Origin of the sequence: Oceanicella sp. SM1341, from assembly GCF_003448965.1 — a bacterium.
GTDB lineage: Bacteria > Pseudomonadota > Alphaproteobacteria > Rhodobacterales > Rhodobacteraceae > Paroceanicella.
Genome location: NZ_QRGC01000056.1, coordinates 1 through 10,724 on the forward strand (window position 1 = coordinate 1; position 10,724 = coordinate 10,724).

The 10,724-nt window shown below is 72.1% G+C and carries 12 protein-coding genes, 1 pseudogene and 1 other annotated feature; of the genes and pseudogenes, 6 read left to right on the forward strand and 7 right to left on the reverse strand.

Features of this window, described 5'->3' with window-relative positions; translation table 11 throughout:
- The 5 genes and pseudogenes from D3P35_RS25210 to D3P35_RS25230 all read right to left on the reverse strand — a co-directional run.
- A pseudogene (locus tag D3P35_RS25210) lies at positions 1 to 595 on the reverse strand (hypothetical protein); the annotation flags it as partial.
- Positions 596 to 654: 59 nt separating this feature from the next.
- Positions 655 to 1,851, reverse strand: coding sequence for a molybdenum ABC transporter ATP-binding protein (gene modC / locus D3P35_RS25215; RefSeq protein ID WP_118138696.1), 1,197 nt, complete (start codon positions 1,849 to 1,851; stop codon positions 655 to 657).
- A 5-nt stretch (positions 1,852 to 1,856) separates the two neighbouring features.
- Positions 1,857 to 2,534: a molybdate ABC transporter permease subunit gene (gene modB / locus D3P35_RS25220; protein ID WP_118138697.1), complete on the reverse strand. Its 678-nt coding sequence runs from the start codon at positions 2,532 to 2,534 to the stop codon at positions 1,857 to 1,859.
- A 3-nt stretch (positions 2,535 to 2,537) separates the two neighbouring features.
- Entirely contained in the window at positions 2,538 to 3,329 is a 792-nt protein-coding gene (gene modA / locus D3P35_RS25225) for a molybdate ABC transporter substrate-binding protein (protein ID WP_118138706.1), read from the reverse strand.
- A gap of 63 nt (positions 3,330 to 3,392) precedes the next feature.
- Entirely contained in the window at positions 3,393 to 3,764 is a 372-nt protein-coding gene (locus D3P35_RS25230) for a winged helix-turn-helix domain-containing protein (RefSeq protein WP_118138698.1), read from the reverse strand.
- 200 nt (positions 3,765 to 3,964) lie between these two features.
- Here D3P35_RS25230 and D3P35_RS25235 point away from each other — a divergent pair, with 200 nt between their 5' ends.
- The 6 genes from D3P35_RS25235 (at position 3,965) to wrbA (ending at position 9,450) form a co-directional block, all read left to right on the forward strand.
- Positions 3,965 to 4,324, forward strand: coding sequence for a helix-turn-helix transcriptional regulator (locus D3P35_RS25235; protein WP_198670797.1), 360 nt, complete (start codon positions 3,965 to 3,967; stop codon positions 4,322 to 4,324).
- Positions 4,321 to 5,373, forward strand: coding sequence for an ACR3 family arsenite efflux transporter (arsB, locus tag D3P35_RS25240; RefSeq protein ID WP_118138699.1), 1,053 nt, complete (start codon positions 4,321 to 4,323; stop codon positions 5,371 to 5,373). Before D3P35_RS25235 ends, arsB begins: the two co-directional genes overlap by 4 nt.
- A gap of 20 nt (positions 5,374 to 5,393) precedes the next feature.
- The gene (arsH, locus tag D3P35_RS25245; RefSeq protein WP_370032605.1) at positions 5,394 to 6,053 is read left to right on the forward strand and encodes an arsenical resistance protein ArsH; all 660 of its coding nucleotides are present in this window, start codon (positions 5,394 to 5,396) and stop codon (positions 6,051 to 6,053) included.
- A gap of 34 nt (positions 6,054 to 6,087) precedes the next feature.
- Positions 6,088 to 6,142 (forward strand) — a sequence feature (sul1 is cis-regulatory element that is thought to sense ions involved in sulfur or methionine metabolism; They are found in Alphaproteobacteria).
- 165 nt (positions 6,143 to 6,307) lie between these two features.
- Positions 6,308 to 7,792: a SulP family inorganic anion transporter gene (locus tag D3P35_RS25250; protein ID WP_118138701.1), complete on the forward strand. Its 1,485-nt coding sequence runs from the start codon at positions 6,308 to 6,310 to the stop codon at positions 7,790 to 7,792.
- A 48-nt stretch (positions 7,793 to 7,840) separates the two neighbouring features.
- Positions 7,841 to 8,695, forward strand: coding sequence for a universal stress protein (locus D3P35_RS25255; RefSeq protein WP_118138702.1), 855 nt, complete (start codon positions 7,841 to 7,843; stop codon positions 8,693 to 8,695).
- A gap of 155 nt (positions 8,696 to 8,850) precedes the next feature.
- Positions 8,851 to 9,450: an NAD(P)H:quinone oxidoreductase gene (gene wrbA / locus D3P35_RS25260; RefSeq protein WP_118138703.1), complete on the forward strand. Its 600-nt coding sequence runs from the start codon at positions 8,851 to 8,853 to the stop codon at positions 9,448 to 9,450.
- 98 nt (positions 9,451 to 9,548) lie between these two features.
- On the opposite strand, the gene D3P35_RS25265 is transcribed toward wrbA, so the two are convergent.
- Together D3P35_RS25265 and D3P35_RS25270 are read right to left on the reverse strand one after the other, a co-directional pair.
- On the reverse strand, positions 9,549 to 10,052 hold the full coding sequence (locus D3P35_RS25265; protein ID WP_118138704.1) for an SRPBCC family protein: 504 nt from the start codon (positions 10,050 to 10,052) through the stop codon (positions 9,549 to 9,551).
- Entirely contained in the window at positions 10,045 to 10,389 is a 345-nt protein-coding gene (locus tag D3P35_RS25270) for a helix-turn-helix transcriptional regulator (RefSeq protein WP_118138705.1), read from the reverse strand. The genes D3P35_RS25265 and D3P35_RS25270 overlap by 8 nt, the downstream gene beginning before the upstream one ends.
- Between the last annotated feature and the right edge of the window lie 335 nt (positions 10,390 to 10,724).

Here is a 10,724-nt window from a genome sequence, read left to right on the forward strand (position 1 = left end):
GCCCGCCCCGCGGCCCGGCAGCACCGCCGACCGCCCGCGCCCCGCTCCAGGCCAGCGGCGCCGCCACGAGGCACAGCGCGGCCGCGGCGGCCAGCACCGCCCCGCGCCAGCCCAGGCCGGTGGCGAGGAAGGTGGCCGAGGGAAAGGCGAGCGTGCCCGCGAACCCCGCGACGAGGGTGATGAGCGTGATCGGCCGGCGCGCCGCCGCGCCGCGCGCCCGGGTGATGATGGCGAAACAGGGGTCGTAGATGCAGAAGGCCATCGCCGCCCCCGCCAGCATCCAGGCGATGTAGAAGCCCGCCAGCCCCTGCACCAGCGCCAGCGCCCCCATCGCGAGCCCGGCGGCGAAGGTGCCGGCGGCGAGCAGCGCCGGGCCGTGGCCGCGGTCGATCATCCGGCCGGCGAGGGGCGAGCACAGCGCGCCCGTGGTCAGCGACAGGGTGAAGGCCCCGGTGACCGCGGTGCGCGACCAGCCCTCCGCCGTGATCCAGAAGGTGAGCAGCGCGGGAAAGATGTAGTAGGCGCAGGCGTAGACCAGCGTCTCGGCGATGGCGAGCTTCCAGATGGCTGCCTCGCCGGGCAGTCGCAGGCGCATGGCGGAACGCTCCTTCGCAGCCCCCCGGGGAGCGGGGGCGGCGGCGCGTGCCCCCGCGGTCACTCCCCGATGTGGAGCGCAGATCCGCTGCGTTGTACAGGGGTTTCCGACGCCTGCGGCGGCGCGTCCTCCGGCGCGGGCGTGCCTTCCCCCTCGCCCGGGCCGGCCGGCACCAGGGCGCGGCGGTCGAAGGAGACGCTCTTGATCAGCGCGAACACGGCACTGCCGGGCGCGATCCCGAGGTCGGAGACCGAGGCGCGGGTGAGGCGGGCGCGCAGCCGCACGCCGCCCACCGAGAGCAGGATCTCGGCGAAGGCGGTCTGCGGCTCGGGCAGGATCTCGAGCACCTCCGCCGCGAGGATGTTGCGGATCGACACGCCCCGCGGCCGCTCGGTGGCCAGCGACACGTCGCGGGCGCGCACGCGCAGCCGCACCACGGTGCCGGGGGCAAGGTCGACCTCGGGCATCTCCAGCGCCTGGCCGCCCACCTCGAGCCGGGTGAGGTTCCAGGTGCGGTCATGGCCCAGGATGCGCGCCTCGGCCACGGCACCGGCCTCGAAACGCCCGGTGGCGGGCGGCAGGTCGAGCCGGGCGAGCACCTCCTCCACCGGCCCCTCGGCGGTCTTGCGGCCCTCGGAGAGCACCACCATGCGGTCGGCGAGCTGGGTCACCTCGTCGATGGCATGGGTCACGTAGATCACCGGCACGCCGAAGGCCTGCGGCAGCCGGGCGATATGCGGCAGGATGCCGGCCTTGCGGCGCAGGTCGAGCGCCGCCAGCGGCTCGTCCATCAGCATCAGGCGGGGCCGGGCGAGCAGCGTGCGCCCGATCGACACCCGCTGCCGCTCGCCGCCCGAGAGCGCGCCGGTGCGCCGGCCCAGCAAGGGCCCGAGGTCGAGCGCCGCCACCACGTCGTCGAAGCCGAAGGCCCGGCCGGGCACCTGCCGCGCCCGCCGCTCGGCGTAGCGCAGGTTTCCGGCAACATCGAGATGCGGGAACAGCCGCGCCTCCTGGAAGACATAGCCCAGCCCGCGGCGGTGCGGCGCCAGCGCCCGGCGCCCCGGCGCCTGCCAGGCCTCGGCGCCGAGGCGCACCGTGCCGCGCGCCCCGGTCTCGAGCCCCGCGATCACCCGCAGCAGGGTGCTCTTGCCGCAGCCCGAGGGGCCGAAAAGCGCCGTGATCCCCTCCATCGCGAAATCATGCGCCACCTCCAGCGAGAAGCCGGGAAAGTCGCGCCGGATATCCACGCTCAGCATCGCCCCTACCCCCTGTGGCCGGGAAAGCGCCGGTTCACGCCGTAGACGAAGACCAGCACCAGGAAGGAGAACACCAGCAGCCCGGCCGAGAGCAGGTGCGCCGCGGCATAGTCGATGGTCTCGACATGCTCGTAGATGGCGATGGAGATCACCTTGGTCCTCCCGGGGATGGAGCCGCCCACCATCAGCACCACGCCGAACTCGCCGATCGTGTGCGCGAAGGTGAGCACCGCCGCCGTGAGGTAGCCGCGCAGCGCCATGGGCGACATCACGCTGAGGAAGGCGTCGAACGGGCTCGCGCGCAGCATCGCCGCCGCCTCCATCGGCCCGCGCCCGATGGTCTCGAACGTGGCCTGCAGCGGCTGCACCGCGAAGGGCAGCGAGTAGAACACCGAGCCGATCACGATGCCGGCGAAGGAGAAGGTGAGGGTGCTGCCGGTGGCGTCGAGCCAGAGCCGCCCCAGCGGGCCGTTCGGGCTCATCATCACCAGCAGGTAGAAGCCCAGCACCGTGGGCGGCAGCACCAGCGGCAGCGCCGTCACCGCCTCCACCAGCGGCTTGAGGCGCGAGCGCGTGCCCGCCAGCCACCAGGCCAGCGCCGTGCCCAGCACCAGCAGGATCAGCGTGGTGACGGCGGCCAGCCGCAGGCTGAGCCAGAGCGGTCCGGCGTCGGGCAGCTCCATGCGTTACTCGACCGCGTAGCCGTAGGAGCGGATCACCTCCTGCGCCTCCGGGCTCTTCAGGAAGGCGAGGAACCCCTGCGCGGCGGTATTCTGCGCGCCGGCCTCCAGCAGCACCGCGTCCTGGCGGATCGGGGCGTAGAGCTCCTGCGGCACCTCCCAGCGCGAGCCGCCGGCGGGGTTTTCCGGGTCGAGCAGCGCGGAGAGCGCGACGAAGCCCGTCTCCGCCGCGCCGCTCGCCACCATGGAATGGGTCTGGCCGATGTTCTGGCCCATCACGATCTTCGGCTGCAGCGTGTCCCACAGGCCCATGCCCTGAAGCGCCTCGCGCGCCGCGGCGCCGTAGGGGGCGAGCTCGGGGTTGGCGATGGCGACATGGCGCAGGCCGGCGTCGGTCAGCGCCGCCGCGCCGTCCTCGCCGATGCGCCCCTCCTCCGGGCTCCACAGCGCCAGCCGGCCGATGGCATAGGTGAAGCGCGAGCCCTCCACGCCCTGCCCTGCCTCCTCCAGCTTCCGCGGCGTCGCCGCATCGGCCGAGAGCATGGCGTCGAAGGGCGCGCCCTCGCCGATCTGGGCGAAGAGCTTGCCGGTGGAGCCGATGGTGAGCGTCACCTCGTCGCCGCTTGCCGCGCCGTACATCTCCGAGAGCTCCCCCGCCACGCCGGCGAAATTCGCCGCCACCGCCACCAGCGCGGTCTCGGCCCGCGCCGGCAGCGCGGCGCTCAGCGCCAGCAGCGCCGCACCGGCAAGGGCAGTCAGGGAATGCGAGGGGCGGGAATGCGATGCGCGGAAAAGCATGTCGGTCTCCATCTTCGATCGGTTCGGGCGAACATAACGGCGCCCGCGCCGCCCCCGCAACCGTTATTTCCCGCCGGACATATCGCTCAGCACCGACTTCAGCTCCGCCACCTCGGCGCGGGTGGCGGCCTCGGCCTTCTCCTGCAGGCGGCGGTAGAGGCCGAGCACCTTCTCCCCCAGCGGCGTGAGGGCAGCGCCGCCCCGGCTGGCACCGCCCCGGCTGGTCTCCACCACCGGCCCGGCATATTCCGCGTTCATCGCCTCCACCAGCGACCAGGCCCGCTTGTAGCTCATGCCCATGCCCTTGCCCGCGGCCGAGATCGACCCCGTGGCGGCGATGGCCTGCAGCAGGTCCGCCTTGCCCGGCCCGATCATCGCCTCGGGGCCGAACACGAAGCGGATGCGCATGCCCGAGTGCTTCTGTTCCCGTGTCATGCGCGCAGGATCGGTGTTTCGCGCAGCCCGCGCAAGGGGCGGCAGGCCCGAGCAAGGGCCGCGCCCGCGGCCCGTGCGAGACAAGGCAGCGGCCCGCGCCCCGCGGGCCTCCGCCCGGCCCGTGCCAGCGGGCCCCCGGACCACCGGCGCCCCTGCATCCACGGCTTGACGATTCACTGCAACAATGCTTGTAGTGTTGCATGATAAACGACACCGCCACCGCCGTGCCCGCGCTCGCCGCCCTCGCCCATGCCGACCGGCTGGAGGCCTGGCGCCTGCTCGTCACCGCCGGGCCCGACGGCCTGCCCAGCGGCGAGATCGCCCGCCGGCTCGACATCGCCCCCACCCGGATGAGCTTCCACCTCGCCGCCCTCGAGCGCTCCGGCCTCGCCTGCCGCCGCCGCGCCGGGCGCGAGATCCGCTACGCCGCCGACTACGACGCCATGCGCGCCCTGCTCGGCTTCCTCACCCGCGATTGCTGCGCCGGCCACCCGGAGATCTGCGCCGGCATCGCCCTGCCCGCCTGCCCGCCCCCGCAAGACACGGAGCCCGCCGAATGAGCCTCGCCGACACCCCCACCGCCTCCGGCCTCGGCCGGTTCGAGCGCTGGCTCTCGCTCTGGGTGGCGCTCGCCATCCTCGCCGGCATCGGGCTGGGCACGCTCTCGCCCGGCCTGTTCGGCGCCCTCGCCGGGCTGGAATACGCCTCGGTCAACCTCGTGGTCGCCGTGCTGATCTGGGCCATGGTCTGGCCGATGATGATCTCGGTGGATTTCTCCAGCCTCATGGCCACCGCCCGCGCGCCGAAGGGCCTCCTCCTCACCCTCGCGGTGAACTGGTTGGTCAAACCCTTCACCATGGCGGCCCTCGGCGTGCTGTTCTTCCGCGTCGTCTTCGCGCCCTTCATCCCGGCGGCGGAGGCCGACGGCTACATCGCCGGCCTCATCCTGCTCGGCGCGGCCCCCTGCACGGCGATGGTCTTCGTGTGGTCCCAGCTGGTGCGCGGCGACCCCGCCTGGACCCTGTTCCAGGTCTCGCTCAACGACGTGGTGATGGTCTTCGCCTTCGCCCCCATCGTCGCCCTGCTCCTCGGCCTCACCGAGCTCGCGGTGCCGTGGGAGACCCTGCTGCTCTCGGTGGCGCTCTACATCCTCGTGCCGCTGGGCGCCGGCGTGCTCACCCGCCGCCGGCTGGGCGGGCCGGGGGCGGAAGCCTTCGCCGCCCGGCTGAAGCCGCTCTCGGTCGCGGGCCTGCTGGGCATGGTGGTGCTGCTCTTCGGCTTCCAGGGCGAGGTGATCGTCTCCCGCCCCCTCGTGATCGCGATGATCGCGGTGCCGCTGCTGGTGCAGTCCTGGGGCATCTTCCTCATCGCCTTCTGGGCCGCGCGCCGGCTGCGCCTGCCCTTCGCGGTCGCCGCCCCCTGCGCGCTGATCGGCACGTCGAACTTCTTCGAGCTCGCGGTCGCCGTGGCGGTGAGCCTGTTCGGCGTCTCCTCCGGCGCCGCCCTCGCCACCGTGGTGGGCGTGCTGGTGGAGGTGCCGGTGATGCTCTCCCTCGTCGCCTACGCAAACCGCCGCCGCCACCTCTTCCCCGAAGGCACCGCCGCATGACCGCCCCCGCGATCCCCGACCTGCACCACCTCCCCGCCCTGCGCGACACGCTCCTGCAGCCCATCCGCCCCGAGGACTGGGCCGGGCCCGGAGACCCCGGCCACCCGCCGCGCATCCTGCTGCTCACCGGCTCGCTGCGCGCCCGCTCCTACTCGCGCTTCCTCGGGCACGAGGCCGGCCGCCTGCTCACCCGCATGGGCGCCGAGGTCCGCCTCTACGATCCCGCCGGCCTCCCCCTGCCGGACGGCACGCCCGACAGCCATCCCAAGGTGGCCGAGCTGCGCGAGGCCGCGCTCTGGTCCGAGGGCATGTTCTGGGTCTCGCCCGAGCGCCACGGCGCCATGACCGCGGTGATGAAGGCGCAGATCGACTGGCTGCCGCTGTCGCTCGGCAGCGTGCGCCCCACCCAGGGCCGCACCCTCGCGCTCGCCCAGGTCTCCGGCGGCTCGCAGAGCTTCAACGCGCTCAACCAGATGCGCGTGCTCGGCCGCTGGATGCGCATGATCACCATCCCCAACCAGTCCTCCGTGCCCAAGGCCTGGACCGAGTTCGACGAGGCCGGCCGCATGCGCGAGAGCGCGCTCTACTGGCGCCTCGTGGACGTGGCCGAGGAGCTCATCCGCTTCACCCTGCTCACCCGCGGCCGCTTCCCTGCCGATTCGCACCCGATTCGCAGTTGACTCCCGCAGTGCAACACGCGAGGGATGGGGTGAATCTGGACCCGTCTCCGCACGGGTGGCTATGCCGGGCGCCTATCCCTCGGCCAATCCGCTGACGCACCCGGGCCCTTCCCGCCTGCATTCCCGCCGCGGTGCTCCCCGAACGAACCGACATGACCCGACACGATTGAGAAACCGTGCCCGTTCCTGCCGCCGCCCCGCCGCGCGCGGCGCGCGCAGGCCGTTTCCCGATCCCGCTGAAAGACGGAACCGACATGAGCTTCACTGCCACGTTGAAACGTGACTGGCTGGGCAATGTGCGCAACGACCTGCTCGCCGGGCTGGTCGTCGCCCTCGCCCTCATCCCCGAGGCGATCGCCTTCTCCATCATCGCCGGGGTCGACCCCAAGGTCGGCCTCTTCGCCTCCGTGTCCATCGCCATCATCATCTCCATCGTCGGCGGCCGGCCGGGCATGATCTCCGCCGCCACCGCCGCCACGGCGGTGCTGATGGGCACGCTGGTGCGCGAGCACGGGCTCGAGTACCTGCTCGCGGCCACCGTGCTCGCCGGCGTGCTGCAGATGGCGGCCGGCGCGCTGCGCCTCGCGGAGGTGATGCGCTTCGTCTCCCGCTCGGTGATGACCGGCTTCGTGAACGCGCTCGCCATCCTCATCTTCATGGCCCAGCTGCCCGAGCTGACCGACGTGCCGCCCCTTACCTACGTGCTCGTGGCCCTCGGCCTCGCCATCATCTACCTGGTGCCGCGGGTGTTCACCGCCGTGCCCTCGCCGCTGATCTGCATCATCGTGATCACCGCGCTCGCCATGTCCTTCGGCTGGGACCTGCGCACGGTGGGCGACATGGGCGAGCTACCCGATGCGCTGCCGGTGCTCGCCATCCCCGACGTGCCCTTCACCCTCGAGACCCTGCTCATCATCCTGCCCTACTCGGCGGGCGTGGCGGCGGTGGGCCTGCTCGAATCGCTGATGACCGCCCAGCTCGTCGACGAGCTCACCGACACGCCCTCGGACAAGAACCGCGAATGCGTGGGCCAGGGCATCGCCAATTTCTTCACCGCCTTCATCGGCGGCATGGCCGGCTGCGCGATGATCGGCCAGTCGATGATCAACGTGAAATCCGGCGGCCGCGGCCGGCTGTCGACCTTCGTGGCCGGCGTGTTCCTGTTCATCCTGCTGATGCTGCTGGGCGATCTCGTGGCCCGCATCCCCATGGCCGCCCTCGTCGCCATCATGATCATGGTCTCGATCGGCACCTTCTCCTGGTCCTCGATCCGGGCACTGAAAACCCACCCGCGCTCCTCCTCCGTGGTGATGCTCACCGTGGTGGTTCTGGTGGTGCTCACCCACAACCTCGCCATCGGCGTGCTGGCGGGCGTGCTGCTCTCGGGCATCTTCTTCGCCGCCAAGATCGCGCAGATCTTCCGCGTCTCCTCCACCCTCTCGGCCGACGGGCGCGAGCGGGTCTACACCGTGGAGGGGCAGCTGTTCTTCGCCTCGGTCGACCGCTTCTCCGCCGCCTTCGACTTCCGCTCCGCGCCCGACCGCGTGGTGATCGACGTGAGCCGCGCCCATATCTGGGACATTTCCAGCGTTGCGGCCATCGACTCGGTCGTGCTGAAATTCCGCCGCGAAGGCGCCGATGTCACGCTCAGGGGCATGAACGAGGCGTCGGAAACCATCGTCGACCGGCTGGCGATCCACGACAAGCCCGGCGCCATGGACCAGTTGACGGGGCATTAGGCCCGCGGCGCGACACTCGCCCGCTGCCTGTCCCGAAGGGAGGAAGAAATGCAGAAGATCGTCGCCTTCATCGACGGCTCCGCCTATGGCGAGAGCGTGTGCGACCATGCCGCCTGGCTCGCCGCCTCGGGCAACCTGCCGGTGGACCTGGTGCATGTGCTCGGCCGGCGCGAGGCCGGCAGCGTGCCGGCCGACCTGAGCGGAAACCTCGCACTCGGCGCCCGCTCGGCCCTGCTCGAGGAACTCGCCCGGCATGACGAGGCCCGCGCCCGCCTCGCCCGCGCCCGCGGCCACGCCATCCTCGAGGACGCCCGATCCCGCCTCGCCGCCGCGGGCGTGAGCGCGGGCCAGGACCTGCTGCGCTCCGGCGACATCATCGAGACGGTGGAGGAGTTCGGCACCAGCGCCTCCGTGCTCGTCATCGGCAAGCGCGGCGAGGGCGCGGATTTCGCCAAGGGCCACCTCGGCTCCAACCTCGAGCGCATCCTGCGCGAGGCGAGCCGCCCCGTGCTGGTGGCCTCGCGCGCCCACCGCACCATCGGCACCGCCGTCATCGCCTGGGACAACGGGCCGAGCGCGCGCAAGGCGGTGGAGTTCATGGCGCTGAACGCGCCCTTCTCCGGCCTCGCCTGCCACCTGCTGCAGGCCGGGCGCGAGACGCCGGAGATGCACGCCGCCATCGAGGCCGCCACCGCCCGCCTCTCCCGCGCCGGGCTGCGCGCCAGCCACGAGATCCGCGAGGGCGAACCGGAGGAGGTGATCGCCGCCGCCGTCACCGCGCGCGACGCCGGCCTGCTGGTGATGGGCGCCTATGGCCACAGCCGCATCCGCAGCCTGTTCATCGGCTCCACCACCTCGGAGATGGTGCGCTCGTGCAAGGTGCCGGTGATGCTGTTCCGCTGAGCCTCACGGCCCCCCGGCGCCGCCCGCGCCGGGGATTGGCGCCGGTTCGTGGACAATGTGTGGAGCAGCCCTGTCCTAGACACCATCCGGGAACCTATTAAGTCTCTGCGCAGTCGGAAACGGCACGCCGCGTGCCGCACAAGGGATTGCCTCAGATGACCAAGGTTCTCGTTCTCTACTACTCCTCCTACGGCCATATCGAAACGATGGCCGAAGCCGTCGCCGAGGGCGTGCGCTCCACCGGCGCGGAAGCCGTGGTGAAGCGCGTGCCGGAAACCGTTCCGGAAGAAATCGCCAAGGGCGCGCATTTCAAGCTCGACCAGGCCGCCCCGGTGGCCACCGTCGACGAGCTGCCCGAGTATGACGCGATCATCTTCGGCACGCCGACCCGCTTCGGCAACATGGCCGCGCAGATGAAGGCCTTCCTCGATTCCGCCGGCGGTCTCTGGGCCCAGGGCAAGCTGGTCGGCAAGGTGGGCGGCGCGTTCACCTCCACCGCCACCCAGCACGGCGGCCAGGAATCGACCCTGCTGTCGTTCCACACCGTGCTGCTGCACTTCGGCTTCCTCGTCGCCGGCCTGCCCTATTCCTTCGGCGCCCAGATGGGGCTCGACGAGATCAAGGGCGGCACCCCCTACGGCGCCTCCACCATCGCCGACGGCGACGGCTCCCGCCAGCCCAGCGCGGTCGAGCTCGACGGCGCGAAGTTCCAGGGCGCGCATATCGCCGGCATCGCCGCGAAGCTCTCCGCCTGATCCGCACCGGGGCACCGCCCCGGGCCCGCGAGACGACAAGGGCCGCTCCCCCGGGGCGGCCCTTCTTCATTGCGCGGCCTTTCACTGCGGGACGCGGCTCAGCCCGCCGGCAGCGCCGCGAGATGGGCGGCGAGCTTGTCGAGCGTCTGCGCGCCGAGCTCCACCGCGCCGAATCCGATGACCGTCCCGCGGCGCTCGGCCGTGGGGTGCATCTGGCGCAGGGTGACCACGGTCCTGCCCGCGCCCTGCGCATCGAAGGTCACCAGCATCCGGAAGCGGTCGGGGTCCTCGTCGGCGTCGAGCCCGTGTTCCACCTCCAGCAGCGCCGGCGCCTCGATGCGCAGGAAGCGCATGCGATTGGGGTAGACCGTGCCATCCGGCGCGATCATGTCGAAGCGCCAGCGCCCGCCGGGGCGGATGTCTGCCTCGTGCGACACGATGCGGAACCCCTCCGGCCCGAACCATTGCACGATCTGCGCCGGCTCGACCCAGGCCCGGAACGCGGCCTCCGCCGGCGCGTTCACCACCCGGGCGATGACGATTTCCCGGTCGAGCGGCCAGCCCGACCAGGGCGAGCCGGGGCTTGCCGTGGTGTCAGTCATCCTGTCCATCCTTTCGCGATGTCTCGAGATGTGCGGCGAAGCGGTCCATGCGGCTTTCCCATTGCCTGCGGTGGGCCGCCATCCAGTCTTCGGAGGCCTTCAGCGGCGCCGGGCGCAGCGAGCACACCCGGCTGCGCCCCTCGCGGTGCGACCCGATCAGGCCGGCGCGCTCCAGCACGCCGAGGTGCTGCGTGAAGGACGGCAGCGCCATGGCAAACGGCGCGGCGAGCTCCGACACCGTGGCCGGCCCCCGGCTGAGCGCCTCCACCACCGCCCGCCGGGTGGGATCGGCAAGGGCGGCGAAAACCTGTTCGAGCTGTGGTTCATCGTTAGGCATGTGCCTAAGTTAGGTAGTGCAGAAAATAAGGTCAACACCTAAGCGTTCCGGAGTGTGAAACCCCGCCCTCCCGCCGCCGGATCGACGGACGCGGGTCGGGGACAGCCGCAACGGATGGCGGCCGCCCGTTCCTGTTGGCAGGCATGTGGGATGTGCGCCGACTTCGGCAGGGCGCGCGCCCGCGGTGGCGGGCGGCGCTTGCGTGGACGTGCTTCGGCGCGGAGCGGTCAGCGCCCCCGGCGCGGCGGGCGTTTCGGCCCGCCAGGGGCATCGCGCTCACCCCGGCCGGCGAGGGCGCCCTTCGGCGGGGCGCCGCGGCCCGCGGGCTTGGGGCC

Excerpts from the sequence above, each read along its gene's own strand:
- modC (WP_118138696.1), bottom strand. The coding sequence starts at position 1,851 with ATGCTGAGCGTGGATATCCGGCGCGACTTTCCCGGCTTCTCGCTGGAG.
- modB (WP_118138697.1), bottom strand. The coding sequence starts at position 2,534 with ATGGAGCTGCCCGACGCCGGACCGCTCTGGCTCAGCCTGCGGCTGGCC.
- modA (WP_118138706.1), bottom strand. The coding sequence starts at position 3,329 with ATGCTTTTCCGCGCATCGCATTCCCGCCCCTCGCATTCCCTGACTGCC.
- D3P35_RS25230 (WP_118138698.1), bottom strand. The coding sequence starts at position 3,764 with ATGACACGGGAACAGAAGCACTCGGGCATGCGCATCCGCTTCGTGTTC.
- D3P35_RS25235 (WP_198670797.1), top strand. The coding sequence starts at position 3,965 with ATGATAAACGACACCGCCACCGCCGTGCCCGCGCTCGCCGCCCTCGCC.
- arsB (WP_118138699.1), top strand. The coding sequence starts at position 4,321 with ATGAGCCTCGCCGACACCCCCACCGCCTCCGGCCTCGGCCGGTTCGAG.
- D3P35_RS25250 (WP_118138701.1), top strand. The coding sequence starts at position 6,308 with ATGAGCTTCACTGCCACGTTGAAACGTGACTGGCTGGGCAATGTGCGC.
- D3P35_RS25255 (WP_118138702.1), top strand. The coding sequence starts at position 7,841 with ATGCAGAAGATCGTCGCCTTCATCGACGGCTCCGCCTATGGCGAGAGC.
- wrbA (WP_118138703.1), top strand. The coding sequence starts at position 8,851 with ATGACCAAGGTTCTCGTTCTCTACTACTCCTCCTACGGCCATATCGAA.
- D3P35_RS25265 (WP_118138704.1), bottom strand. The coding sequence starts at position 10,052 with ATGACTGACACCACGGCAAGCCCCGGCTCGCCCTGGTCGGGCTGGCCG.
- D3P35_RS25270 (WP_118138705.1), bottom strand. The coding sequence starts at position 10,389 with ATGCCTAACGATGAACCACAGCTCGAACAGGTTTTCGCCGCCCTTGCC.